The organism is Enterobacter sp. ECC-019, assembly GCF_043974075.1.
GTDB classification, from domain to species: domain Bacteria; phylum Pseudomonadota; class Gammaproteobacteria; order Enterobacterales; family Enterobacteriaceae; genus Enterobacter; species Enterobacter asburiae_D.
Genome location: NZ_CP143759.1, coordinates 1440901 through 1466297, shown reverse-complemented (window position 1 = coordinate 1466297; position 25397 = coordinate 1440901). Strand labels below are relative to the sequence as shown.

The window sequence follows — 25397 nt, the reverse complement described above, 5'->3', positions numbered from 1 at the left end:
CTGGCGTATGAGTTATAAAAAGCAAATATTGTGATTCCGATCACACTTGTTAATACCTATAATTAGTTGCTAGCAAATTATTAACAAAAACTGACGAGTACACTTTCTATGGCTGAAACAAACTCTAAACAGCCGCGTCTACTGGTGACATTAACAGCCGCATTCGCAGCCTTCTGCGCGCTGTATCTGTTAATCGGTGGCGTCTGGCTGGTCGCTTTAGGCGGCTCCTGGTACTACCCGATTGCGGGTCTGGTTATGGTTGCCGTAACCGTCCTGCTGTTGCGTAGAAAACAATCTGCACTGTGGCTGTATGCCGCCCTCCTTCTTGCCACCATGATCTGGGGCGTCTGGGAAGTCGGGTTCGACTTCTGGGCACTGACGCCGCGCAGCGACATCCTGGTCTTCTTTGGCATCTGGCTGATCCTGCCGTTCGTGTGGCGTCGCCTGATTGTGCCTTCCAGCGGTGCGGTTGCGGGCCTGGTTGTTGCCCTGCTGATTACCGGCGGCATCCTGACCTGGGCAGGTTTTAACGACCCACAGGAGATCAACGGTACGCTGAACGCGGAATCCACGCCTGCTGCGGCTATCTCTCAGGTGGCGGACGGCGACTGGCCTGCGTATGGTCGTAACCAGGAAGGTCAACGCTACTCTCCGCTGAAGCAGATCAACGCGGATAACGTTAAGAACCTGAAAGAAGCCTGGGTATTCCGTACCGGCGATGTGAAGATGCCGAACGATCCGGGCGAGCTGACCAACGAAGTGACGCCAATTAAGGTTGGCAACATGCTCTACCTGTGTACAGCGCACCAGCGTCTGTTCGCGCTCGACGCGGCCACCGGTAAAGAGAAATGGCACTTCGATCCACAGCTGAACTCCAACCCGTCCTTCCAGCACGTTACCTGCCGTGGCGTCTCTTACCACGAAGCGCGCGCCGAGAATGCGAGCCCGGAAGTCATTGCCGACTGTCCTCGCCGCATTATGCTGCCGGTGAACGATGGCCGTCTGTTCGCCATCAATGCCGAAACGGGCAAGCTGTGCGAAACCTTTGCCAACAAAGGTATCCTGAACCTGCAGACCAACATGCCGGACACCACGCCGGGTCTGTATGAGCCCACCTCACCGCCAATCATTACCGATAAGACCATCGTGATTGCCGGTTCGGTAACGGACAACTTCTCCACGCGTGAAACCTCCGGCGTCATCCGTGGTTTCGACGTGAACACCGGTAAACTGCTGTGGGCCTTCGACCCGGGCGCGAAAGATCCAAACGCGATCCCGTCGGACGAGCACACCTTTACCTTTAACTCGCCAAACTCCTGGGCACCAGCGGCGTATGACGCGAAGCTGGACCTGGTCTACCTGCCAATGGGTGTAACCACGCCAGATATCTGGGGCGGTAACCGCACGCCGGAGCAGGAGCGTTATGCGAGCGCTATCGTGGCGCTGAACGCGACCACCGGCAAGCTGGCGTGGAGCTACCAGACCGTTCACCACGATCTGTGGGATATGGATATGCCGTCCCAGCCGACGCTGGCGGACATTACCGTTGAAGGCAAAACCGTTCCGGTGATTTACGCTCCGGCAAAAACCGGCAACATCTTCGTCCTGGATCGCAGTAACGGTAAGCTGGTTGTGCCTGCCCCGGAAAAACCGGTTCCGCAGGGCGCAGCGAAAGGCGATTACGTCAGCAAAACCCAGCCGTTCTCTGACCTGAGCTTCCGTCCGAAGAAAGACCTTAGCGGGGCAGACATGTGGGGTGCCACCATGTTTGACCAGCTTGTGTGCCGCGTGATGTTCCACCAGCTGCGCTATGAGGGCATCTTCACGCCGCCGTCTGAGAAGGGCACGCTGGTCTTCCCGGGTAACCTGGGGATGTTCGAGTGGGGCGGTATCTCCGTTGACCCGAACCGTCAGGTGGCGATTGCCAACCCAATGGCGCTGCCGTTCGTTTCCCGCCTGATCCCACGCGGTCCGGGCAACCCAATGGAGCAGCCGAAAGACGCGAAAGGCAGCGGTACCGAAGCCGGCATTCAGCCACAGTATGGCGTACCGTTTGGCGTAACGCTGAACCCGTTCCTGTCTCCGTTTGGTCTGCCGTGTAAACAGCCTGCCTGGGGTTATATCTCCGGTCTGGATCTGAAAACCAACCAGATCGTGTGGAAAAAACGTATTGGTACGCCACAGGACAGCATGCCGTTCCCGATGCCGGTTCCGGTGCCGTTCAATATGGGTATGCCGATGCTGGGTGGCCCAATTTCCACAGCCGGTAACGTGCTGTTCATCGCGGCAACCGCAGATAACTACCTGCGCGCGTACAACATGACCAACGGTGAAAAACTGTGGCAAGGCCGTCTGCCAGCCGGTGGACAGGCCACGCCGATGACCTATGAAGTGAATGGCAAGCAGTACGTTGTCATCTCTGCCGGGGGTCACGGTTCGTTTGGCACGAAGATGGGCGACTATATTGTCGCGTATGCGCTGCCTGACGAAAACAAGTAACTGAAAAGCCCGGTGGCGCTACGCTTACCGGGCCTACGGGTGCCCTATGTAGGCCGGGTAAGGCGAAGTCGCCACCCGGCTTTTTTTATACGGTAAAGCCGAGCATCATCCCCGTATCCTCATGCTCCAGCAGGTGGCAGTGCGCCATATAGGCAAACTCCTTCGGCGCATCGTGGTCAAACTTCACCATCACCTCGCTGACGCTGCCTTCCACTCTCACCGTATCTTTCCAGCCTGCGCGATGCACATCCGGCGCTTTGCCGTTTTCTGAGAGAATGCGGAACTGGGTGCCGTGAATATGGAACGGGTGCAGCATCATGTCCCCTTCGCCTGAAATTACCCAGCGCTCAAACTGACCCTTTGTCGCAGCAAACATCGGCGTGTTCATGTCGAACGCTTTGCCGTTGATCATATTGGCGTTGTGGAAATCAAAGCCATGGTCGCCGTGATTCATGTTCCCCATGCCGCCCATTTTGCCGTGGTCCATATTCATATGGCCCATCATCTGCCCGTGGTGCATCCCCGCCATCGCCTTATCGCCATATTTCGCCATCAGCGCCTGCATGCCCATCATATCGAGCATCGGGTTCATGGAGAGCTGCAGCTTGCGCTGCGTAAGCCCGCCAAGCGACGGGAGTGCTGACAGCGCGGTTAACGTATCAGGCAGCGTGCCGGAAGCGGACACCAGTAATGGCTGAATACGCAGCACCGGATGCGGCTTATCAAATGGCGCGACCGCCATCCCCATCTGGCTAACCGGCAGGGTTACGAGGTCAAACGGCTTGCCGTCGCTGATATCCACCAGCACCTCAAAACGCTCGCCCATCAGCATCGGCAGCTCGCTCACTTTCACCGGTTCCGGCAGCAGGCCGCCGTCGCTCGCCACCACGTACAGCGGGCGTTTATCGCTGGTGGCGAAATTGAGCGAGCGAGCGTTACAGCCGTTGAGCAGGCGCAGGCGCAGCCAGCCTTTCGGCGCGGCATGCTGGGGATAAATGGCGCCGTTGGTCAGCAGCGTGTCGCCAAACCAGCCTACCGCAGCACTCATCACGTCCAGTTGATAGTCAATTTGCCCGTCAGCGTTGAATTTCTTGTCCTGCACAATCACCGGCACATCGTCGATGCCCCACTGTTTCGGCAGGCGCAGCAGGCGGCTTTCGTCGTCTTCAATCAGCACCAGCCCCGCCAGCCCCATCGCCACCTGATGGCCCGTTTTGCCATGCTGATGCGGATGGAACCAGCAGGTCGCCGCGCGCTGCTCGGGCGTAAAGGTGATGCTGCGCGTGCCGCCTGCTTTGATGACGCCCTGCGGCCCGCCGTCCACCTCGCCCGGCACTTCCAGCCCGTGCCAGTGCAGCGTCGTCTCTTCGGCGAGCGTGTTGTGGATATCCACCGTCACCGCTTTCCCTTTACGTAGCTGAAGCGCCGGACCGAGCAAATTGCCGTTATAGCCCCACGTCGTGGCGTTATGCTCGCCGAACGTCGTTTTACCGGCCTGAACCACAAGCTGGATACGGCTTCGCGCGTCAGCGGTCACTAAGTCTGGGATGGGTAAGGCAGGCCTGTCAGCCGCGAAAACCGCGCGACTCCAGAGTGGTAATGCGCTGGCAGCCCCCAGCACAGCGGAATATTTTAAAAAATCACGACGTTGCATGTTCATTTCCTTATTTCCAGCAGGCGATCTTTTGAGCATAAACCCTCCCCTTACCGGAAGGTCAAGTCAAGCGGCAATAATAAAGATCGTCGCACCGGCATCAAGTATGCTAACGTTAATTTTCCGTGAAGAAGTGGTAGAAGCAATGAAGACGTTTTTCAGGACAATTTTGTTCGGAAGCCTGATGGCAATGTGTGCGAACAGCTATGCGCTAAGTGAAAATGAAGCGGAAGATATGGCCGATTTAACGGCGGTTTTTGTATTCCTGAAAAATGATTGTGGCTACCAGAATTTACCCAACGGGCAAATTCGCCGCGCGCTGGTCTTTTTTGCCCAGCAAAACCAGTGGGATCTCAGCAACTACGACAGCTTCGACATGAAGGCGCTCGGCGAAGACAGCTACCGTGACCTAAGCGGTATTGGTATTCCCACTGCCAAAAAATGCAAAGCGCTGGCTCGTGATTCACTCAGCCTGCTCGCCTACGTGAAATAACCTTCCCGACGCCCCCTGTTGAACCTCTGGCCGTGCAACCACGGTTAGAGTTAGCTATCATGTTTCGCTCATTTTTTATGAGCGTAATGGATGTTTACACAGGAGGAGTTCGCTATGGCCGACCACACGTTGTGGCATGAAACACTGCATGACCAGTTTGGTCAGTACTTTGCCGTTGATAACGTGCTCTATCATGAGAAAACCGATCACCAGGATCTGATCATCTTCGAGAATGCCGCCTTTGGCCGCGTCATGGCGCTGGACGGCGTCGTGCAAACGACCGAGCGAGATGAGTTTATCTATCATGAGATGATGACCCACGTCCCGCTGCTGGCGCACGGTCACGCGAAGCATGTCCTGATTATCGGCGGTGGCGACGGCGCAATGCTGCGTGAAGTTTCCCGCCACCGTGCCATTGAAACCATCACCATGGTGGAAATCGATGCGGGCGTCGTCTCTTTCTGCCGCCAGTACCTGCCCAACCACAATGCCGGTAGCTATGACGATCCGCGCTTTAGCCTGGTGATTGACGACGGCGTTAACTTTGTTAACCAGACCTCGCAGACCTTTGACGTTATTATCTCCGACTGCACCGACCCTATCGGCCCTGGCGCGTCGCTGTTTACCTCCTCTTTCTACGAAGGCTGCAAGCGCTGCCTGAACCCGGGCGGGATCTTCGTCGCACAAAATGGCGTCTGCTTCCTGCAGCAGGATGAAGCGCTCGACAGCCATCGTAAGCTAAGCACCTATTTCGATGATGTCAGCTTCTATCAGGCGGCCATTCCGACGTACTACGGCGGGATCATGACCTTTGCCTGGGCGACGGATAACGACGTATTACGCCATCTCTCCACCGAAATTATTCAGGCCCGCTTCCATCAGGCCGGTCTTCAGTGCCGATACTACAATCCGGCAATTCACACCGCAGCGTTTGCTCTGCCGCAGTACCTGCAAGACGCATTATCCACTAAGGGGGTGAGCTAATTGAAAAAGCTTAAACTGCATGGCTTTAACAACCTGACGAAAAGCCTGAGTTTTTGTATTTACGATATCTGCTATGCCAAAACAGCGGAAGAACGCGATGGTTACATCGCCTATATCGACGAACTCTACAACGCCAACCGTCTGACCGAGATCCTGTCAGAAACCTGTTCCATTATCGGCGCAAACATCCTGAATATCGCCCGACAGGATTATGAACCTCAGGGCGCCAGCGTGACCATACTGGTCAGCGAAGAGCCGGTCGATCCTAAGCTTATCGACAAAACGGAACATCCGGGCCCGCTGCCGGAAGTGGTTGTAGCCCACCTTGATAAAAGCCATATCTGCGTACATACCTACCCGGAGAGTCACCCGGAAGGTGGGCTGTGTACGTTCCGCGCCGATATCGAAGTGTCGACCTGCGGCGTGATTTCCCCGCTGAACGCGCTGAACTATTTAATTCACCAGCTGGAATCGGACATCGTCACCATTGATTATCGCGTGCGTGGTTTTACCCGTGATATCAACGGTATGAAGCACTTTATCGACCACGAGATCAACTCCATCCAGAACTTTATGTCCGACGACATGAAATCGCTGTACGACATGATGGACGTGAACGTGTACCAGGAAAACATCTTCCATACCAAAATGTTACTGAAGGAATTCGACCTTAAGCACTATATGTTCCACACGAAGCCGGAAGATTTGAGCGAAGAAGAGCGTAAGGCGATTACTGACCTGCTCTGGAAAGAGATGCGCGAGATCTACTACGGCCGCAATATTCCGGCCGTGTAAAAGTAAACCGGAGCAGGGATGCTCCGGTTTGTTATTTCTGTTTCATGAAGTCGCGGTATGCGTTCACTACCTGAAGGAAGTCTTCCACGCCGCACATCGACAGGCTCTCTTCGTCGTAGTAGCTCATCCCCTCCTCCATCTCATCGCCTGAAAACTCGAGCTGGTTGGCACGCACCATCACCTCTTCACCGTCCATCCACAGCGTGTATTCATGCCCGGCGCGCTGCCAGGAGCGCTCGCTGCCTTTCACCGTATTTGCCGCCTGTTCAACCTCATCAAGAAGCGCGAGATTTTCCTTCACCTCTTCGTTAAACCAGTGTCCAACGGCTTCGTGGCCCATCGACATACGCACTTTCACCACTCCGGTGATGTCGCGCAGAAATTCGTAATCCATAGTATTTTCCTCTGCAAAGCCATTAGGGTAATTATCGCAGCAGCGAGGAAGAAAAAAAGCGTGAGAGGTGGGAGGAATGAAAATAAAAAGGTGAGAGCAAGACCCTGCGGCCTGATGCCCTCACCCCGTCCCTCTCCCACGGGAGAGGGTGCAAACACTAAAAACCGTCTCGTAGAGACGGTTTTGCTGTTTATACCGCCGTCTGGAAGATAACCCCGTCGGCCTTCTCGGTGTACTGAGAGAGCTGGTCGAAGTTCAGATAGCGATAGGTATCCACCGCGGTCTTATCCACCTGAGCCACAAAGGTCTGGTACTCTTCCGGCGTTGGCAGTTTGCCAATCAGCGCCGCAACCGCCGCCAGTTCCGCAGAGGCCAGGAAGACGTTCGCACCGGTACCTAAACGGTTCGGGAAGTTACGGGTAGAGGTGGAAACCACCGTCGCACCGTCGGCTACGCGCGCCTGGTTGCCCATACACAGGGAACATCCAGGGATTTCGATACGCGCACCGCTCTTACCAAACACGCTGTAGTAGCCCTCTTCGGTCAGCTGAGCCGCGTCCATACGGGTTGGCGGCGCCACCCACAGACGGGTTGGCAGCTGGCCTTTGTGGGTATCCAGAAGCTTACCGGCTGCACGGAAGTGACCGATGTTAGTCATGCAGGAACCGATAAACACTTCGTCGATCTTCTCGCCCTGAACCTCAGACAGCGGACGCGCGTCGTCCGGATCGTTCGGTGCACACAGGATTGGCTCTTTGATATCCGCCAGATCGATATCGATCACCGCCGCGTAGTCTGCGTCAGCATCGGCTTCCAGCAGCTGCGGGTCGGCCAGCCATTTTTCCATGCCCTGGATACGACGCTCCAGCGTACGACGGTCGCCGTAGCCTTCTGCAATCATCCACTTCAGCAGCACGATGTTAGAGTTCAGATACTCAATAATCGGCTCTTTGTTCAACTTGATGGTACAGCCCGCCGCAGAACGCTCGGCGGAGGCATCGGTCAGTTCGAACGCCTGCTCCACTTTCAGATCCGGCAGACCTTCAATTTCCAGGATGCGGCCAGAGAAGATGTTTTTCTTCCCTTTCTTCTCAACGGTCAGCAGGCCCTGTTTAATCGCATACAGCGGGATCGCGTGAACCAGGTCGCGCAGGGTGATACCCGGCTGCATTTTACCTTTGAAGCGCACCAGCACCGATTCCGGCATATCCAGCGGCATCACGCCGGTCGCAGCAGCAAACGCCACCAGACCGGAGCCCGCAGGGAAAGAGATACCGATTGGGAAACGGGTATGGGAGTCACCGCCGGTACCCACGGTATCCGGCAGCAGCATGCGGTTCAGCCAGGAGTGGATGACGCCGTCACCCGGACGCAGAGAAACGCCGCCGCGGTTCATGATGAAGTCTGGCAGCGTGTGGTGCGTGGTCACGTCAACCGGCTTCGGATAGGCCGCCGTGTGGCAGAAGGACTGCATTACCAGGTCAGAAGAGAAGCCCAGGCACGCCAGGTCTTTCAGTTCGTCACGGGTCATTGGGCCGGTGGTGTCCTGAGAGCCCACTGAGGTCATTTTCGGTTCGCAGTACGCGCCCGGACGAACGCCGGCGACGCCACATGCGCGGCCGACCATTTTCTGCGCCAGAGAGTAACCGCGGCTGCTTTCAGCCACATCTTTCGCCTGACGGAACACGTCAGAGTGCGGCAGACCGAGCGCTTCACGCGCTTTGGTGGTCAGGCCACGACCGATGATCAGCGGGATACGACCACCAGCGCGCACTTCGTCGATCAGCACGTCAGTTTTCAGCTCGAAGCTTGCCAGCAGTTCGTTGGTCTCGTGGTTGCGCACCTCGCCTTTGAACGGATAGACGTCAATCACGTCGCCCATGTTCAGGTTATTCACGTCAACTTCGATTGGCAGTGCGCCCGCATCTTCCATAGTGTTGAAGAAGATTGGTGCAATTTTGCCGCCCAGGACCAGACCGCCGCCGCGTTTGTTCGGCACATGCGGGATGTCGTCCCCCATGAACCACAGCACGGAGTTGGTGGCGGACTTACGGGAAGAACCGGTACCTACAACATCACCCACGTAGGCCAGCGGGAAACCTTTTTTCTGCAGGGCTTCGATCTGTTTGATCGGGCCTACAGCGCCTGGCTGATCCGGCTCAATACCTTCACGGGCGTTTTTCAGCATTGCCAGGGCGTGCAGAGGGATATCCGGGCGAGACCACGCGTCCGGTGCCGGAGAGAGGTCATCGGTGTTGGTTTCACCGGTCACTTTAAAGACGGTCACGGTGATTTTTTCAGCCAGAGCAGGACGGTTCAGGAACCATTCGGCATCAGCCCAGGACTGCATCACCTGCTTCGCATAGACGTTGCCCGCTTTGGCTTTTTCTTCTACGTCGTAGAAGTTATCGAACATCAGCAGCGTGGAAGAGAGCGCTTTAGCGGCAATCGGTGCCAGCTTGTCGTTATCCAGCGCGTCAATCAGCGGATGAATGTTGTAACCACCCTGCATGGTGCCGAGCAGTTCAATGGCTTTTTCAGGAGTAACCAGTGGGGAGGTGGCTTCGCCTTTGGCGATAGCAGCAAGGAATCCGGCTTTTACGTAGGCAGCTTCATCTACGCCAGGCGGTACGCGGTTGATCAGCAGATCTAACAGGAATTCTTCTTCGCCCTTGGGCGGGTTCTTCAGCAGCTCGACGAGCGCGGCCATTTGGGTTGCATCTAAAGGTTTGGGTACAATTCCCTCGGCGGCACGTTCTGCTACGTGCTTACGGTATTCTTCTAGCACGACGGTTCTCCTCGCTCTCATTGTCATATGCGGCGGGCGTTCTCTTCACGCTCCTGTGAGACAGCAGTTTGTAGGGTAAATGCCCGATACCGCGTCGGGCAGCATAGCAGGATTTCTGCACAGTGTTAATCCGTTTACAAAAAAGCAACATTAAAAAATTTGCTGAATCGTTAAGCATGGTGTAGCGACGATTTTGGGCATCGTTATACGGTTTCTTATGCACCGTGACGCATCAGTTTTTTTCCATCAGATATAATTGTGTAATAAATACTCACAATCTTTATCCGGACGTACCGGACGCTTCCCAATAAAAGTCAAAACAGTAAAAGACGGGTGAATAATACTCACGCCAACCGTAACGCCTCACGGCACAGCGCTTGTCTCGTTGGAGTCATTTTATGAAGTTGCCCTTTAAGCCACATCTGCTCGTCCTTCTGTGCAGTGCCGGGCTGTTTGCCGCCTCAGGCGTCATGTTTGTCAAAAGTCGTGTAACGGAACCCGCTGCGCCGGCCCCCGTCGCACAACAACCGGCCGCACCGGCGACGCCTGCCGCAGCCCAGCCAGCTCCTGTTGTCGCGCCAACCTACACTGCCGCGCAAATCGATCAATGGGTTGCTCCCATCGCGCTCTACCCGGATGCCCTGCTGTCGCAAATTTTAATGGCGTCGACCTATCCGGCCAACGTGATCCAGGCCGCGCAGTGGTCCAAAGACAACCCTAAAATGGAAGGGGACGCCGCGATTCAGGCCGTTGCCAGCCAGCCCTGGGATCCCAGCGTAAAATCGCTGGTCGCGTTTCCTCAGCTTATGTCCCTGATGGGTGAAAACCCGCCGTGGGTACAAAATCTGGGTGATGCGTTTCTCGCGCAGCCGAAGGACGTGATGGACTCCGTGCAACGCCTGCGCGCGCTGGCACAAAAGACCGGCGCTTTACAATCCACGCCTCAGCAGACGGTCACCACCGTGACAAAACCGGCGCCAGCGAAAACCAGCACCACTGAGACAATGACAACCACGACGTCCACGCCCGCCCCAACGGTAATCAAAATTGAATCTGCCGATCCGCAGGTTGTTTACGTCCCCACCTATAACCCCAATACGGTTTACGGGACCTGGCCAAACACCGCCTATCCGCCCACCTATCTCCCGCCTACACCCGGGGAGCAGTTTGGCAACAGCTTCGTAAACGGTTTAGGCTTCAGCCTGGGCGTCGCCACAACCTATGCCATCTTCAGCAACATCGACTGGGATGATGACGATGACTGGGATCATCACCATGACGACTGGGATAATCACGGCGGCTATAACCGCAACGGTGATAACAACATCAATATCAACGTTGAGAACTTCAATAAAATCAGTGGACAGCGTCTGACGGATGCCAACCGCACCTGGCAGCACAACCCGGCCTATCGGGAAGGTGTGCCCTATCCGACTAACCAGCTCAACACTCGCTTCCACTCTACCAACGCGGTGACAGGGCTCAGCTCAGCGCAGCAAAAACCGGTTAACCGCGATAGCCAGCGTCAGGCCGCTCTGAGCCAAATGGAGAAATCCACGGGCAAAACCTTCCCCCAAACGGCGCGCACCGGAACGAAAGATGTGCAGCGTCAGGCCTCAAGTGAACAACTGAAGCAGATTTCACAGCGCAATAACTACCGTGGCTACGACACCAAACCGCAGACGGCGAAGCGGAGCACCGCGCAGAGACAAGAGAAACGGGCTTCGCAGCTCCCGCAGCAACGCCCTCTCCAGCAGCGAAACAGCCAGCCGCGGGCCAATGCGCTGAGCGGTAACGACAGCCGCTCCGCGAACTGGCAGGCGCAGCAGCAGCGCGGCGCGCAAAGCAGACAGCTCGCTACTCGCCAGCAGCAGCCGCGTCAGGCGTCTGTTGGACGTGCTGAACGCCGTGAAATTCGACATCGCTAAGGGAACCGACATGAAAAGTAAACTACTCAGTGGAATGGTGTTGTTCATGCTTTCGGCCTCGGTGATGGCGCAGCAGTCCTTTAGCACCCCCGCTCAGGCAACCGATGCGCTAACCAAAGCCATCAGTGAGCATAATGAGAGCGCGATGACCAACCTGCTCGGAGAGAACTGGCGCGATTTTCTGCCCCCTGAAGGCGTTGATCCGGATGCTGTAGATCGCTTCCTTCGCGACTGGAACGTCCGTCACAACACGGTTGTCGAAGGGAATACGGCGCATCTGGTTGTCGGAGACAGCGGCTGGCAGCTTCCCATCCCAGTGGTCAAAACCTCTGCCGGCTGGCAGTTCGATATCAAAGAAGGGGCTGATGAGATCCTGACCCGTGAAATCGGGCGTAACGAGCTCGCCGCCATTGAAGCCTTACATGCTTATGTTGATGCACAGCAAAGCTATTTTGCGATGAACCAGAAATACGCGCAGAAGATTGTCAGCTCGAAAGGCAAAAAAGACGGTTTGTACTGGCCCGCCTCTCCCGGCGAAGCGCCCAGTCCGCTCGGACCGGCATTTAGCCCAAAAGAGCCGGGTACCGGTTATCACGGCTATCGTTTCCGCATCCTGCCGGATAATAACGGTTTCGCGATGGTTGCCTGGCCGGTCAGCTATGGTCAGACGGGCGTAATGAGCTTTGTGATTAACCAGGACGACAAGGTGTACCAGTCCGATCTCGGCAGCGATTCAGAGCAGAAAGCCCGGGCGCTAGCCGCCTATAGCCCTGATAAAACCTGGCAACCGGTGGCGCCCTAAACGCAGCGCATAAAAAAAGCGGCCATTGGCCGCTTTTTTTCATCTGAAGAAACTTATTTCTTCTTCGCTTTCGCGTTTGGCAGGTCGGTGATGCTGCCTTCAAACACTTCTGCCGCCAGACCCACGGACTCGTGCAGAGTCGGGTGAGCGTGGATGGTCAGCGCGATGTCTTCAGCGTCACAGCCCATTTCGATAGCCAGACCGATTTCACCCAGCAGCTCGCCGCCGTTGGTACCGACAATCGCACCACCGATCACGCGGTGGGTCTCTTTGTCGAAGATCAGTTTGGTCATACCGTCTGCGCAGTCGGACGCGATAGCACGGCCAGAAGCAGCCCACGGGAAGGTGGCGGTTTCGTAGCTGATGCCTTTCTCTTTCGCTTCTTTCTCAGTCAGACCCACCCATGCCACTTCTGGCTCGGTGTACGCGATAGATGGAATGACTTTCGGATCGAAGTAGTGCTTCATGCCGGCGATAACTTCAGCGGCAACGTGACCTTCGTGAACACCTTTGTGCGCCAGCATTGGCTGACCGACGATATCGCCGATAGCAAAGATGTGCGGCACGTTAGTGCGCAGCTGTTTGTCAACGCGGATAAAGCCACGGTCGTCCACTTCTACGCCAGCTTTGCCCGCGTCGAGGTTTTTACCGTTCGGTACACGGCCGATAGCCACCAGCACGGCGTCGTAACGCTGTGGTTCGGATGGGGCTTTTTTGCCTTCCATGGAAACGTAAATACCGTCTTCTTTCGCTTCAACGGCAGTCACTTTGGTTTCCAGCATCAGGTTGAATTTCTTGCTGATGCGTTTGGTGAAGACTTTAACGATGTCTTTGTCGGCAGCCGGGATAACCTGGTCGAACATTTCAACCACGTCAATCTCTGAACCCAGCGCATGGTACACGGTACCCATTTCCAGACCGATGATACCGCCGCCCATGACCAGCAGACGCTTAGGAACGGATTTCAGCTCCAGAGCATCAGTGGAATCCCACACGCGTGGATCTTCATGCGGAATGAATGGCAGTTCGATTGGGCGAGAGCCTGCCGCGATGATCGCATTGTCGAAGTTGATCACGGTTTTGCCGTTTTCGCCTTCAACTTCCAGGGTGTTCGCACCGGTGAATTTACCCAGACCGTTTACCACTTTCACTTTACGGCCTTTGGCCATACCCGCCAGACCGCCGGTCAGCTGAGTGATAACTTTCTCTTTCCAGGTACGAATTTTGTCGATATCGGTTTTCGGCTCGCCGAAGACGATACCGTGTTCAGCCAGCGCTTTGGCTTCTTCGATAACTTTCGCTACGTGCAGCAGCGCTTTAGAAGGGATACAGCCGACGTTCAGACAAACACCGCCGAGGGTGCTGTAACGTTCTACGATGACGGTTTCCAGACCTAAATCCGCGGCGCGGAATGCTGCGGAGTAACCTGCCGGGCCTGCCCCAAGTACTACGACCTGAGTTTTGATTTCTGTGCTCATCATGACCTCTTAATTTATACCCGTCGTCCACCGGGTCGTTCTATCCGCCCGCAGTTTACAAAATTGTTAACAATTTTGAAACAACAAACGGCTCACGAATTGTCGCTTTCGCCAATAACCTCACAAACACCATGAGATTATCAGAAAAAAGCCGGCCGACTGGCCGGCTTTTCGATTACATCACCAGGCGGCGAATGTCGCTCAGGGTGTTGTTGATGATGGTGATGAAGCGCGCACCATCAGCACCGTCGATCACGCGGTGGTCGAAGGACAGAGAGATTGGCATCATCAGACGCGGTACGAACTCTTTGCCATTCCATACCGGCTCCATCGCGGACTTGGACACACCGAGGATAGCCACTTCCGGCGCGTTCACGATCGGCGCGAAGTGGGTGGTACCCAGGCCGCCGATGCTGGAGATAGTGAAGCAGCCGCCCTGCATTTCGCCGGCAGTCAGCTTACCATCACGCGCTTTTTTGGAGATCACGGTCAGTTCACGGGACAGCTCAGTGATGCTCTTCTTGTTCACGTCTTTGAAGACCGGAACAACCAGACCATTTGGCGTATCAACCGCAACACCGATGTTGATGTATTTCTTCAGCGTCAGCTTCTGACCGTCTTCGGACAGAGAGCTGTTGAAGCGCGGCATCTGCTCAAGGGCAGCGGCAACGGCTTTCATGATGAAGACCACTGGGGTGAATTTCACGTCCAGTTTACGCTTCTCAGCTTCGGCGTTCTGCTGTTTACGGAACGCTTCCAGATCGGTGATATCGGTCTTATCGAAGTGCGTAACGTGCGGGATCATCACCCAGTTACGGCTCAGGTTCGCACCAGAGATTTTCTGGATACGGCCCAGTTCCACTTCTTCGATTTCGCCGAACTTGCTGAAGTCCACTTTCGGCCATGGCAGCATGCCCGGGATACCGCCACCGGCGGCTGCAGCTGGTGCAGCTTCGGCGCGTTTCACCGCGTCTTTCACGTAGGTCTGAACGTCTTCGCGCAGGATACGACCCTTACGGCCGGTTCCTTTCACTTTCGCCAGGTTCACACCGAATTCGCGCGCCAGGCGACGAATCAGCGGGGTCGCGTGGACGTAAGCGTCGTTTTCAGCGAACTCAGATTTTTCTGCTTTAGCAGCAGGGGCAGCGGCTGGTTTAGCAGCCTGAGCCGGTGCAGCAGCAGGTGCTGGAGCAGCCGCGGCAGCCGGAGCTGCGGCAGGCGCAGCGCCTTCCACTTCGAAGACCATGATCAGAGAGCCGGTAGAGACTTTGTCACCGGTGCTGATTTTGATCTCTTTAACGGTACCCGCGAACGGCGCAGGGACTTCCATAGAAGCCTTGTCGCCTTCAACGGTGATCAGTGACTGTTCAGCGGCAACTTTATCGCCCACTTTCACCATCACTTCGGTGACTTCAACTTCGTCACCGCCGATGTCCGGTACGTTGACGTCTTTCGCGCCGCCAGCAGCTGCTGGTGCAGCAGCCGGAGCAGCGGCCTGCGCAGGCGCTACAGCAGGTGCAGCACCCGCCACTTCGAAGACCATGATCAGCGACCCGGTAGACACTTTGTCACCGGTGTTGATCTTGATCTCTTTAACGGTACCGGCAAACGGAGCTGGCACTTCCATAGAGGCTTTGTCGCCTTCTACGGTGATCAGTGACTGCTCAGCCGCAACGGTGTCGCCCACTTTCACCAGGATTTCAGTGACTTCAACTTCGTCACCGCCGATGTCAGGCACGTTCACTTCTTTCGCGCTCGCGGCAGCTGCTGGAGCAGCGGCGGCCGGAGCGGCTTTCTTCTCTTCCTGCGCAGGTGCAGCAGCGGCTGCACCGTCGGCGGAATCGAAAATCATGATCAGTTTGCCAGTCTCGGTTTTATCGCCAACAGAGACTTTGATCTCTTTTACGATGCCAGCCTGAGGAGACGGGACTTCCATAGAGGCTTTGTCGCCTTCTACGGTGATCAGCGACTGTTCAGCTTCAACTTTGTCGCCAACTTTGACCAGGATCTCGGTGATTTCAACTTCATCAGCCCCGATGTCCGGTACATTGATTTCGATAGCCATTATTCTTTTACCTCTTACGCCAGACGCGGGTTAACTTTTTCTGCATCGATGTTGAATTTGGTGATTGCGTCCGCAACCACTTTCTTATCGATTTCGCCACGTTTAGCCAGTTCGCCCAGTGCTGCTACAACCACGTAAGAAGCATCAACTTCGAAGTGGTGACGCAGGTTTTCGCGGCTGTCAGAACGACCGAAGCCGTCAGTACCCAGAACGCGATAATCATCAGCTGGAACGTAAGTACGAACCTGCTCTGCGAACAGTTTCATATAGTCAGTAGACGCCACCGCTGGTGCATCGTTCATCACCTGAGCGATGTACGGAACGCGTGGGGTTTCCATTGGGTGCAGCATGTTCCAGCGCTCACAATCCTGGCCATCACGCGCCAGCTCAGTGAAGGAGGTCACAGAGTACACGTCGGAACCCACACCGTAGTCTTTCGCCAGGATCTGTGCTGCTTCACGTACGTGACGCAGGATAGAACCGGAGCCCAGCAGCTGAACTTTACCTTTGCTACCTTCGAGGGTTTCGAGTTTGTAGATACCTTTACGGATACCTTCCTCGGCACCTGCTGGCATTGCCGGCATGTGGTAGTTTTCGTTCAGGGTGGTGATGTAGTAGTAAATGTTCTCTTGCGCTTCACCGTACATGCGCTGCAGACCGTCATGCATGATGACTGCCACTTCGTACGCGTAAGACGGGTCGTAAGAGATACAGTTAGGGATAGTCAGAGACTGAATGTGGCTGTGGCCATCTTCGTGCTGCAGACCTTCACCGTTCAGGGTCGTACGACCGGACGTACCGCCTACCAGGAAGCCGCGAGCCTGCTGGTCGCCAGCCTGCCAGCACAGGTCACCGATACGCTGGAACCCGAACATGGAGTAGTAAATGTAGAACGGGATCATCGGCAGGTTGTTGGTGCTGTAAGAGGTCGCAGCAGCCAGCCAGGATGCGCCTGCGCCCAGCTCGTTGATACCTTCCTGCAGGATCTGACCTTTCTCGTCTTCTTTGTAGTATGCAACCTGCTCACGGTCCTGCGGGGTGTACTGCTGGCCGTTCGGGCTGTAGATACCGATCTGACGGAACAGACCTTCCATACCGAAAGTACGCGCTTCGTCGGCAATGATTGGAACCAGACGATCTTTGATCGACTTGTTCTTCAGCATCACGTTCAGGGCACGAACGAAAGCGATAGTGGTAGAGATCTCTTTATTCTGTTCTTCCAGCAGCTGAGAGAAGTCTTCCAGCGCTGGCAGTTCCAGCTTCTCGGTGAAGTTTGGCTGACGAGCTGGCAGGTAGCCTTTCAGCGCCTGACGACGTTCGTGCAGGTACTTGTGCTCTTCAGAACCTTCCGGGAAGGTGATGTAAGACAGGTTTTCTACCTGCTCATCGGTCACTGGAACGTTGAAACGGTCGCGGATATAACGCACGCCGTCCATGTTCATTTTCTTAACCTGGTGAGCGATGTTTTTACCTTCTGCGGTATCACCCATGCCGTAACCTTTGATGGTATGGGCCAGGATCACAGTCGCTTTACCTTTGGTTTCGCGCGCTTTTTTCAGTGCAGCGTAGACTTTCTTCGGATCGTGACCACCGCGGTTCAAGGCCCAGATCTGCTCATCAGTCCAGTCTGCAACCAGCGCTGCGGTTTCAGGGTATTTGCCGAAGAAGTGTTCGCGAACGTAGGCACCGTCTTTGGATTTGAAGGTCTGGTAGTCACCGTCAACGGTTTCGTTCATCAGTTGGATCAGTTTACCGCTGGTATCTTTACGCAGCAGCTCATCCCAACGACCGCCCCACATGACTTTGATCACGTTCCAGCCAGCACCTGCGAAGATGCCTTCCAGTTCGTTGATGATCTTGCCGTTACCGGTTACCGGACCATCCAGACGCTGCAGGTTACAGTTGATGATGAAGCACAGGTTGTCCAGCTTCTCACGAGTTGCGATGGTGATCGCACCTTTGGATTCTGGCTCATCCATTTCGCCGTCGCCCAGGAAGGCGTAAACGGTCTGCTCGGAGGTGTCTTTCAGACCACGGTGTTCCAGGTATTTCAGGAATTTAGCCTGGTAGATCGCACCGATTGGGCCCAGACCCATAGATACGGTCGGGAACTGCCAGAATTCAGGCATCAGTTTAGGGTGCGGGTAAGAAGACAGACCTTTACCGTGAACTTCCTGACGGAAGTTGTTCATCTGCTCTTCAGTCAGACGACCTTCCAGGAATGCACGTGCATAGATGCCCGGAGAGATGTGGCCCTGGAAGTACACCAGATCGCCGCCATCTTTCTCGTTCGCTGCACGGAAGAAGTGGTTGAAGCACACTTCGTAAACGGTCGCAGAAGACTGGAAGGACGCCATGTGGCCACCCAGTTCCAGGTCTTTCTTGGATGCGCGCAGAACGGTCATGATGGCGTTCCAGCGGATTGCAGAACGGATACGACGTTCCAGATCCAGATTGCCCGGGTATTCCGGTTCGTCTTCGACGGCAATCGTGTTTACGTAGTTGCTAGCCCCTGCACCTGAAGCAACCTTCACACCGCCTTTGCGGGCTTCAGAAAGCAGCTGATCAATCAGATACTGAGCGCGCTCAACACCTTCTTCACGGATGACCGATTCGATCGCCTGTAGCCAGTCGCGAGTTTCGATCGGATCCACGTCATTTTGGAGACGTTCTGACATGGGGGTATTCCTTATCTATCTAATACGTTGATTTGTCTGGAACCTGTCCCATTGTATTTTCGCCAGAAAACACAATAAGACAGGTTCTGCGTTTAGTTGCCGCGCTCTAAAAGTACCTGGCGCTTAATCCTTTCGTTGCTGTATGCGGCGTAATGAACGTTCGCGACGCGATTGTTCACGGCTGCGGTCCAGCAAGATTTCCTCAATGAAAGCCAGATGGCGGTGCGACGCTTCGCGCGCCTGCTCCGGTTCCCCGGCCATTATCGCCTCGAATACTCGGGTGCGATGGTTGCTTACCAGTGGGAGCATGTCCCGACGGGCATACAACAATTCAAAATTCTGACGAACGTTCTGGGCCAGCATGGGCTCCATGCAGCGTAGCAGATGGAGGAGCACCACGTTGTGGGCCGCTTCGGTGACGGCGATTTGATACTGGACGACGGCGCTGGACTCGGCGTCTAAATCGCCGGACTGCTGTGCCCGTTCAATGGCCTGATGCAGTTCGCGGATACGCACGCGATCTTCATCAGTGCTGCGAAGGGCGGCGTAATAGGCCGCAATACCTTCAAGCGCGTGACGGGTCTCAAGCAGGTCAAACTGGGATTCTGGGTGGTCAGAGAGAAGTTCTACCAGCGGATCGCTGAAGCTCTGCCACAGGCTGTTTTGCACAAAGGTTCCGCCGCCCTGGCGACGAAGCAGCAAGCCCTTTGCTTCGAGACGTTGAATCGCCTCACGCAGAGAGGGACGTGAAACGTCGAACTGTTTTGCCAGCTCGCGTTCTGGCGGAAGTTTCTCACCCGGGCGCAGAGTCCCTTCGAGGATTAAAAACTCCAGCTGCTGCTCAATCACATCAGATAGTTTTGGTTGGCGAATTTTGCTGTAGGCCATATTCCCTGTCTTACGCCTTTTTGCCCGGAGTCAATTGGTCTTACCAATTTCTATTTCGTATCGCTAAAGTAACAAAGTATTCACCTTCTGTCCATATTGGTTTTGATTGAAATCAGTAAACCCTGCACATTTTAACAACCTTACAGAAATAACGTTTCAGAAATGTAACTTTGCACAAATGAGTTGATTACTCCTTAAGAGGGAGTTTTAACCATAATGAAACGAGGGTTTTTGCAATCTGAAGCGATTCAACAGGGCAAATAATGAAAATTCGCCCACTTACGGAGCATTTCTATTCTATAGGTTGGGTTAGGAAGAATAAGCGGGACGATTTACAAATGCTTTCTTTTTATTCAAGTCGTCATCACCCCTTTATAAAGCAGGTGCATTCGCAGGCACTTACCACTATTCTTGCGCTTACGGAAGTCATCTCCGATTTTTTCGGTCTCGTTAACCGTAAAGAAATAAATACAGAATATGGATTTTCATAATTACACACGCACAGCGTGAACATAACAACCACACACGAGGTTTCAAATGGAAGCTCAACAGCACGGCGATCAGCTAAAGCGCGGGCTTAAAAACCGCCATATACAGCTCATCGCACTGGGCGGTGCGATCGGTACCGGCCTGTTTCTGGGCAGCGCATCCGTTATCCAGTCAGCCGGTCCCGGCATTATTTTGGGTTACGCGATAGCCGGTTTTATTGCCTTTCTGATTATGCGCCAGCTGGGTGAAATGGTCGTTGAAGAGCCAGTCGCAGGCTCCTTCAGCCACTTTGCCTATAAATACTGGGGCAGCTTTGCCGGTTTCGCCTCGGGCTGGAACTACTGGGTGCTGTACGTTCTGGTTGCCATGGCTGAGCTTACCGCCGTCGGGAAATACATTCAATTCTGGTATCCCGAGATCCCAACCTGGGCCTCTGCAGCGGCTTTCTTCGTGATTATCAACGCCATTAACCTGACCAACGTAAAAGTGTTCGGTGAAATGGAGTTCTGGTTTGCCATCATCAAGGTCATTGCGGTGGTGGCGATGATTATCTTTGGCGGCTGGCTGCTGTTCAGCGGCAACGGCGGCCCGCAGGCCACCGTGCGCAACCTCTGGGAACAGGGTGGCTTCCTGCCTCACGGCATGACCGGCCTGGTGATGATGATGGCCATTATCATGTTCTCCTTCGGCGGCCTCGAGTTGGTGGGCATCACCGCCGCGGAAGCCGACAACCCGGAGCAGAGCATTCCAAAAGCGACTAACCAGGTTATCTACCGCATTCTGATCTTCTATGTGGGCTCGCTGGCCGTGCTGCTCTCCCTGCTGCCGTGGACGCGCGTGACCGCTGACACCAGCCCGTTTGTGCTGATCTTCCACGAGCTGGGCGATACCTTTGTAGCAAACGCACTCAACGTGGTTGTTCTGACCGCAGCGCTCTCCGTTTACAACAGCTGCGTATACTGCAACAGCCGCATGCTGTTCGGCCTGGCCCAGCAGGGTAACGCGCCAAAAGCGCTGCTCAACGTCGATAAGCGCGGCGTGCCGGTAAACACGATTCTTGTTTCGGCGGTCGTGACCGCGCTGTGCGTGCTCATTAACTACCTGGCACCAGAATCGGCGTTTGGCCTGCTGATGGCGCTGGTGGTCTCTGCCCTGGTCATCAACTGGGCGATGATCAGCCTGGCGCACATGAAGTTCCGCCGCGCCAAGCAGCAGCAGGGCGTCACCACCCGCTTCCCTGCCCTGCTTTACCCGCTGGGCAACTGGGTGTGCCTGGTATTCATGGCGGCCGTGCTGGTGATCATGCTGATCACGCCGGGCATGGCGATTTCCGTCTACCTGATCCCGGTCTGGATTGCGATCCTTGGCGTGGGCTATCTGTTCAGCCAGAAAAGCCGTAATGCCATGAAGGCCCACTAAGCCTCTCTCCGCGGCGCCTGCTTTTGCGGGTGCCGCGCGCTGTTACCTCCCTCACACTTTCACGCCCATAGCGTATTTATCCATATCACCGCCCTGATACTGCAACGCATATATTCCTTTGCCAGCGAATAATTCTCTCCATACCGTAAACCGGAGAGCTGTCGATGGATAACAACACACTGTCAGTAAAAGAAAAGATCGGCTATGGGATGGGCGACGCGGGATGCAACATCATCTTCGGCGCCATCATGCTGTTTGTTAACTATTTTTATACGGATATTTTTGGCCTTGCGCCTGCGCTGGTCGGCGTGCTGCTGCTGTCCGTTCGCGTGATTGACGCCGTAACGGATCCGATCATGGGCGCGATTGCTGACCGTACCCGCAGTAAATATGGCCGTTTTCGTCCATGGCTGCTGTGGATCGCCTTCCCCTACGCGCTATTCAGCATCCTGATGTTCACCACGCCGGAATGGAGCTATAACAGCAAAGTTATCTATGCGTTTGTCACCTACTTCCTGCTCTCTTTGACCTATACGGCAATCAACATCCCTTACTGCTCGTTAGGAGGGGTGATCACCAACGATCCAAAAGAACGTGTGGCCTGCCAGTCGTATCGCTTCGTGCTGGTCGGTATCGCCACGCTGCTGCTCTCATTAACGCTGCTGCCGATGGCCGACTGGTTTGGCGGGGATAACAAAGCCAAAGGCTATCAGATGGCGATGACCGTGCTGGCGCTGATTGGAACCTGCATGTTCCTGTTCTGCTTCGCCACCGTGCGCGAGCGCGTGCGCCCGGCGGTACAGACCAACGACGAGTTGAAAAACGATCTGAAAGACGTGTGGAAGAACGACCAGTGGGTACGCATTCTGCTCCTGACCCTGTGCAACGTCTGCCCGGGCTTTATCCGCATGGCGGCCACCATGTATTACGTCACCTGGGTGATGGGCCAGAGCACCCACTTCGCCACGCTGTTTATCAGCCTGGGCGTGGTCGGCATGATGCTCGGCAGCGTGCTGGCAAAAGTGCTGACCGATCGCTGGTGTAAGCTGAAGGTCTTCTTCTGGACCAATATCGTGCTGGCGATTTTCTCAACCGCCTTCTATTTCTTCGACCCGAAAGCCACCGTCACCATCGTGGTGCTCTACTTCCTGCTGAACATCCTGCACCAAATCCCGTCTCCGCTGCACTGGTCGCTCATGGCCGACGTGGACGACTACGGCGAGTGGAAGACCGGGAAGCGCATTACCGGGATCAGCTTCTCCGGCAACATCTTCTTCCTCAAGCTGGGGCTGGCGATTGCCGGGGCGATGGTCGGCTTCCTGCTCTCCTGGTACGGTTATGACGCGGGCGCCAAAGCGCAAAGCGCGGACGCCATTAACGGGATCGTGCTGCTCTTTACCGTCATTCCCGGCATTGGATACTTAATTACCGCTGGCGTGGTACGTCTGCTGAAAGTGGACCGCGAAACCATGAAGCAGATCCAGTCCGATCTGGAAAAGCGCCGCAGCAACTATCGCGAGCTGAACGACTATCAGGAACTTAAAGCCGCTGAGACTAAATAAGGAAAGCCGTATGCATAACTGGCCTAACCCGTTTATAGAACAACGCGCCGACCCGTACATTCTGCGTCATGAAGGGCAATATTATTTTATCGCCTCTGTGCCGCAGTACGACAGGCTAGCGATCCGCCGCGCCGACACGCTGGAAGGGCTACGCGACGCTGAAGAGATCGTTGTCTGGCGTAAACCCGAGAGCGGCCCGATGAGTCAGCTAATCTGGGCGCCGGAACTGCACCACATCGACGGCAAGTGGTACATCTATTTTGCCGCGACGCACACCCAGGCGCTCGACGCGCTCGGGATGTTCCAGCACCGTATGTTCGCCATTGAATGCGCGGACGGCGATCCGCTCACTGGCGCCTGGGTGGGAAAAGGGCAGATCAAAACGCCTTCCGACACCTTCGCCCTGGACGCCACCACCTTTGTTCATCAGGGGAAACGCTGGTATCTGTGGGCGCAAAAAGCACCGGATATCACCGGCAACTCCAATCTTTATCTGTGCGAAATGGAGAATCCCTGGACGCTGAAAGGCGAGCCGGTGATGCTCAGCAAGCCGGAGTATGACTGGGAGTGTCGTGGGTTCTGGGTCAACGAAGGCCCGGCGGTGTTGGTTCACGGCGATAAGCTGTTTATCAGCTATTCCGCCAGCGCCACCGATGAGAACTACTGCATGGGGCTACTGTGGATAGACCTGAATGCCGATCCGCAAAACCCGGCAAACTGGCACAAATCCCCGCGTCCGGTGTTCGTTACCAGCTATGAGAACCGCCAGTTCGGCCCGGGACACAACAGCTTTACGCAAACGCCAGAAGGGGAAGATGTGCTGGTGTATCACGCGCGTAATTACACCGAAATTGAGGGCGACCCGCTGTACGATCCGAACCGCCATACCCGCCTGAAGCGCGTCCGCTGGAATGAAAACGGGATGCCTGATTTTGGCATCCCGCCTGCGGATACGCTTTAGTCTTTGCGGCGCGCTGGCCTAAACCAGCGTGCCGTAAATAGTCAGCAGTGCCACGATCACCACCACCACAAACGACGTTTTCTTCGCCATCGAGACAGCGGCTTTCGGTGTTACAATTTTGTCGGTATGCGGTTCACGCGCCAGCGAGAACTGCGCCAGACGCGTTAGCACCTGATACTGCGACGTATGGCGATCGGCAAGAGACGCGAACCAAGCGGGCAGCGCTTTTTCACCGTGACCAATTAACGCGTACACCACGCCCACCAGACGCACCGGAAGCCAGTCGAGCACGTGCAGGATGGCATCAATGCCTGACTGCAGGCGTTCATGCGGCGTCAGGTAACGAGCAAGCCAGGTCTGCCAGGCGCGCAGGAACGCATACCCCATCAGCAGTACCGGCCCCCACGGGCCGCCCACCACGAACCAGAACAGCGGCGCAAGATAGTAGCGGAAATTAATCCACAGCAGCGCGTTTTGCAGCTCGCGCAGAAATTCGCGCTCGTCACAGTCCGGCGGCACGCCGTGGATCATGGTCAGTTCGCTCGCCATGGCACCGCGCGCATGGGCATCGTCACGGGAGGCGGCTTTCAGGTAGGCGTGATAGTGCAAACGCACCTTGCCCGCACCAATGCACAGCACCCCGAGCAGGATCCACACCACCAGCAGCGGCACGTTGAAAAAGAGTCCGTACAGCGAGCGCAGGAGCAGGAACGTAATGACCATCACCCCTGCCATCATCAGCAGCGTGCGCAGCATAGAAAAGTGCTTAATCCGGCGGAATAACACCTCCAGCCGGTGATCCAGATGCCAGTGCTCACCGAGCTTGAACAGGCGTTCAGCGATGATAACCAGCAGCATGGTAAACAACGTCATGGTATCTCCTTATTCTGACGACGCGGCGAGCATGGCGCGAAACCGGGGCCAGTCAAAGGCCGGACCGGGATCGGTTTTTCTCTCCGGGGCTATATCACTGTGTCCCGTGATATTGTCGGCGATAGCCGGGTAGAGTCCAATAAGCGTGCGGGTTACAGCCGCTAGCTGTTGATACTGTGAATCGGTGTAGGGCGTCGTATCCGTGCCTTCCAGTTCAATCCCGATAGAAAAATCGTTGCACCGTTCGCGCCCGTGATACATCGACACGCCGGCATGCCAGGCGCGCTTATCAAAGGGAACATACTGAACCACTTCACCATCGCGACGAATCAGGCAGTGAGCCGATACGCGCAGATGTGCAATTTCAGCAAAAAAGGGATGAGCATCGGGATCAATCGTTCCCGTGAATAACGCATCGATCCACGGGCCGCCAAATTCACCCGGAGGGAGACTAATATTATGAACCACCAGCAGTGTGGGCTTTTCATCCTCCGGGCGGCAATCGTGGTGCGGCGAGGGCATGTGTCGCGCATCCACCAGCCATCCGTTTTCTAACAACATGCTGGAACTCCTTCTGTATGGTGCAATGACTCGGTTCAGAGTAGCATGTTTCAATATTATGATTCGTTACCAATTTGGAGTTTTAT

Annotated in this window: 19 protein-coding genes; 10 read left to right on the top strand and 9 right to left on the bottom strand. The window is 55.4% G+C overall.

The window, feature by feature from the left end; all coding sequences use genetic code 11:
- Positions 1 to 108: 108 nt before the first annotated feature.
- Positions 109 to 2499 (top strand): glucose/quinate/shikimate family membrane-bound PQQ-dependent dehydrogenase, encoded by a 2391-nt coding sequence (locus V1566_RS06785; RefSeq protein ID WP_395305418.1) that lies wholly within the window; start codon positions 109 to 111, stop codon positions 2497 to 2499.
- A gap of 85 nt (positions 2500 to 2584) precedes the next feature.
- Here the strand turns inward: V1566_RS06785 and cueO are convergent, their stop codons facing one another.
- Positions 2585 to 4153, bottom strand: a complete 1569-nt coding sequence (cueO, locus tag V1566_RS06780) for a multicopper oxidase CueO (protein WP_395305417.1) — start codon at positions 4151 to 4153, stop codon at positions 2585 to 2587.
- A gap of 145 nt (positions 4154 to 4298) precedes the next feature.
- Here cueO and V1566_RS06775 point away from each other — a divergent pair, with 145 nt between their 5' ends.
- The 3 genes from V1566_RS06775 (at position 4299) to speD (ending at position 6425) form a co-directional block, all read left to right on the top strand.
- A complete protein-coding gene (locus V1566_RS06775) occupies positions 4299 to 4646 on the top strand; it encodes a YacC family pilotin-like protein (protein WP_014882582.1) in 348 nt (115 codons plus the stop codon).
- Positions 4647 to 4760: 114 nt separating this feature from the next.
- On the top strand, positions 4761 to 5630 hold the full coding sequence (speE, locus tag V1566_RS06770) for a polyamine aminopropyltransferase (RefSeq protein WP_395305416.1): 870 nt from the start codon (positions 4761 to 4763) through the stop codon (positions 5628 to 5630).
- Positions 5631 to 6425 (top strand): adenosylmethionine decarboxylase, encoded by a 795-nt coding sequence (speD, locus tag V1566_RS06765; protein ID WP_023334531.1) that lies wholly within the window; start codon positions 5631 to 5633, stop codon positions 6423 to 6425. It begins immediately after the preceding gene.
- Between the two features lie 31 nt (positions 6426 to 6456).
- Here the strand turns inward: speD and yacL are convergent, their stop codons facing one another.
- Both yacL and acnB read right to left on the bottom strand, forming a co-directional pair.
- Complete coding sequence (gene yacL / locus V1566_RS06760) at positions 6457 to 6819, bottom strand: protein YacL (protein ID WP_023310423.1); 363 nt, start codon at positions 6817 to 6819, stop codon at positions 6457 to 6459.
- Positions 6820 to 7009: 190 nt separating this feature from the next.
- On the bottom strand, positions 7010 to 9607 hold the full coding sequence (gene acnB, locus V1566_RS06755) for a bifunctional aconitate hydratase 2/2-methylisocitrate dehydratase (RefSeq protein WP_395305415.1): 2598 nt from the start codon (positions 9605 to 9607) through the stop codon (positions 7010 to 7012).
- Positions 9608 to 10005: 398 nt separating this feature from the next.
- On the opposite strand from acnB, the gene V1566_RS06750 reads away from it, so the two are divergent.
- Together V1566_RS06750 and V1566_RS06745 are read left to right on the top strand one after the other, a co-directional pair.
- Positions 10006 to 11535 (top strand): DUF3300 domain-containing protein, encoded by a 1530-nt coding sequence (locus V1566_RS06750; RefSeq protein WP_395305414.1) that lies wholly within the window; start codon positions 10006 to 10008, stop codon positions 11533 to 11535.
- A 10-nt stretch (positions 11536 to 11545) separates the two neighbouring features.
- Positions 11546 to 12337, top strand: a complete 792-nt coding sequence (locus tag V1566_RS06745) for a DUF2950 family protein (protein WP_395305413.1) — start codon at positions 11546 to 11548, stop codon at positions 12335 to 12337.
- A gap of 53 nt (positions 12338 to 12390) precedes the next feature.
- Here V1566_RS06745 and lpdA read toward each other — a convergent pair whose 3' ends face one another.
- From lpdA to pdhR, 4 genes are all read right to left on the bottom strand, one after another.
- Positions 12391 to 13815: a dihydrolipoyl dehydrogenase gene (lpdA, locus tag V1566_RS06740; protein WP_395305962.1), complete on the bottom strand. Its 1425-nt coding sequence runs from the start codon at positions 13813 to 13815 to the stop codon at positions 12391 to 12393.
- Positions 13816 to 13990: 175 nt separating this feature from the next.
- Entirely contained in the window at positions 13991 to 15880 is a 1890-nt protein-coding gene (gene aceF / locus V1566_RS06735; RefSeq protein ID WP_395305412.1) for a pyruvate dehydrogenase complex dihydrolipoyllysine-residue acetyltransferase, read from the bottom strand.
- A gap of 14 nt (positions 15881 to 15894) precedes the next feature.
- Positions 15895 to 18558 carry a pyruvate dehydrogenase (acetyl-transferring), homodimeric type gene (gene aceE / locus V1566_RS06730; RefSeq protein ID WP_257258722.1) on the bottom strand — a complete coding sequence of 888 codons (2664 nt, stop codon included), beginning with the start codon at positions 18556 to 18558 and terminating at the stop codon, positions 15895 to 15897.
- 123 nt (positions 18559 to 18681) lie between these two features.
- Positions 18682 to 19446, bottom strand: a complete 765-nt coding sequence (gene pdhR / locus V1566_RS06725; protein WP_008501960.1) for a pyruvate dehydrogenase complex transcriptional repressor PdhR — start codon at positions 19444 to 19446, stop codon at positions 18682 to 18684.
- Between the two features lie 263 nt (positions 19447 to 19709).
- On the opposite strand from pdhR, the gene V1566_RS06720 reads away from it, so the two are divergent.
- The 4 genes from V1566_RS06720 (at position 19710) to V1566_RS06705 (ending at position 23877) form a co-directional block, all read left to right on the top strand.
- Positions 19710 to 19937 (top strand): hypothetical protein, encoded by a 228-nt coding sequence (locus V1566_RS06720; RefSeq protein ID WP_395305411.1) that lies wholly within the window; start codon positions 19710 to 19712, stop codon positions 19935 to 19937.
- Between the two features lie 46 nt (positions 19938 to 19983).
- Entirely contained in the window at positions 19984 to 21354 is a 1371-nt protein-coding gene (gene aroP / locus V1566_RS06715; RefSeq protein WP_054829520.1) for an aromatic amino acid transporter AroP, read from the top strand.
- A gap of 164 nt (positions 21355 to 21518) precedes the next feature.
- Positions 21519 to 22916, top strand: a complete 1398-nt coding sequence (locus V1566_RS06710) for an MFS transporter (protein ID WP_320717359.1) — start codon at positions 21519 to 21521, stop codon at positions 22914 to 22916.
- A gap of 10 nt (positions 22917 to 22926) precedes the next feature.
- The gene (locus V1566_RS06705; RefSeq protein ID WP_395305410.1) at positions 22927 to 23877 is read left to right on the top strand and encodes a family 43 glycosylhydrolase; all 951 of its coding nucleotides are present in this window, start codon (positions 22927 to 22929) and stop codon (positions 23875 to 23877) included.
- Between the two features lie 18 nt (positions 23878 to 23895).
- Here V1566_RS06705 and ampE read toward each other — a convergent pair whose 3' ends face one another.
- Positions 23896 to 24750 carry a beta-lactamase regulator AmpE gene (gene ampE / locus V1566_RS06700; protein ID WP_213329226.1) on the bottom strand — a complete coding sequence of 285 codons (855 nt, stop codon included), beginning with the start codon at positions 24748 to 24750 and terminating at the stop codon, positions 23896 to 23898.
- A 9-nt stretch (positions 24751 to 24759) separates the two neighbouring features.
- The gene (gene ampD / locus V1566_RS06695) at positions 24760 to 25311 is read right to left on the bottom strand and encodes a 1,6-anhydro-N-acetylmuramyl-L-alanine amidase AmpD (protein ID WP_395305409.1); all 552 of its coding nucleotides are present in this window, start codon (positions 25309 to 25311) and stop codon (positions 24760 to 24762) included.
- Positions 25312 to 25397 lie beyond the last annotated feature (86 nt).

Excerpts from the sequence above, each read along its gene's own strand:
- V1566_RS06785 (WP_395305418.1), top strand. The coding sequence starts at position 109 with ATGGCTGAAACAAACTCTAAACAGCCGCGTCTACTGGTGACATTAACA.
- cueO (WP_395305417.1), bottom strand. The coding sequence starts at position 4,153 with ATGCAACGTCGTGATTTTTTAAAATATTCCGCTGTGCTGGGGGCTGCC.
- V1566_RS06775 (WP_014882582.1), top strand. The coding sequence starts at position 4,299 with ATGAAGACGTTTTTCAGGACAATTTTGTTCGGAAGCCTGATGGCAATG.
- speE (WP_395305416.1), top strand. The coding sequence starts at position 4,761 with ATGGCCGACCACACGTTGTGGCATGAAACACTGCATGACCAGTTTGGT.
- yacL (WP_023310423.1), bottom strand. The coding sequence starts at position 6,819 with ATGGATTACGAATTTCTGCGCGACATCACCGGAGTGGTGAAAGTGCGT.
- V1566_RS06750 (WP_395305414.1), top strand. The coding sequence starts at position 10,006 with ATGAAGTTGCCCTTTAAGCCACATCTGCTCGTCCTTCTGTGCAGTGCC.
- V1566_RS06745 (WP_395305413.1), top strand. The coding sequence starts at position 11,546 with ATGAAAAGTAAACTACTCAGTGGAATGGTGTTGTTCATGCTTTCGGCC.
- lpdA (WP_395305962.1), bottom strand. The coding sequence starts at position 13,815 with ATGAGCACAGAAATCAAAACTCAGGTCGTAGTACTTGGGGCAGGCCCG.
- aceF (WP_395305412.1), bottom strand. The coding sequence starts at position 15,880 with ATGGCTATCGAAATCAATGTACCGGACATCGGGGCTGATGAAGTTGAA.
- aceE (WP_257258722.1), bottom strand. The coding sequence starts at position 18,558 with ATGTCAGAACGTCTCCAAAATGACGTGGATCCGATCGAAACTCGCGAC.
- pdhR (WP_008501960.1), bottom strand. The coding sequence starts at position 19,446 with ATGGCCTACAGCAAAATTCGCCAACCAAAACTATCTGATGTGATTGAG.
- V1566_RS06720 (WP_395305411.1), top strand. The coding sequence starts at position 19,710 with ATGAAAATTCGCCCACTTACGGAGCATTTCTATTCTATAGGTTGGGTT.
- aroP (WP_054829520.1), top strand. The coding sequence starts at position 19,984 with ATGGAAGCTCAACAGCACGGCGATCAGCTAAAGCGCGGGCTTAAAAAC.
- V1566_RS06710 (WP_320717359.1), top strand. The coding sequence starts at position 21,519 with ATGGATAACAACACACTGTCAGTAAAAGAAAAGATCGGCTATGGGATG.
- V1566_RS06705 (WP_395305410.1), top strand. The coding sequence starts at position 22,927 with ATGCATAACTGGCCTAACCCGTTTATAGAACAACGCGCCGACCCGTAC.
- ampE (WP_213329226.1), bottom strand. The coding sequence starts at position 24,750 with ATGACGTTGTTTACCATGCTGCTGGTTATCATCGCTGAACGCCTGTTC.
- ampD (WP_395305409.1), bottom strand. The coding sequence starts at position 25,311 with ATGTTGTTAGAAAACGGATGGCTGGTGGATGCGCGACACATGCCCTCG.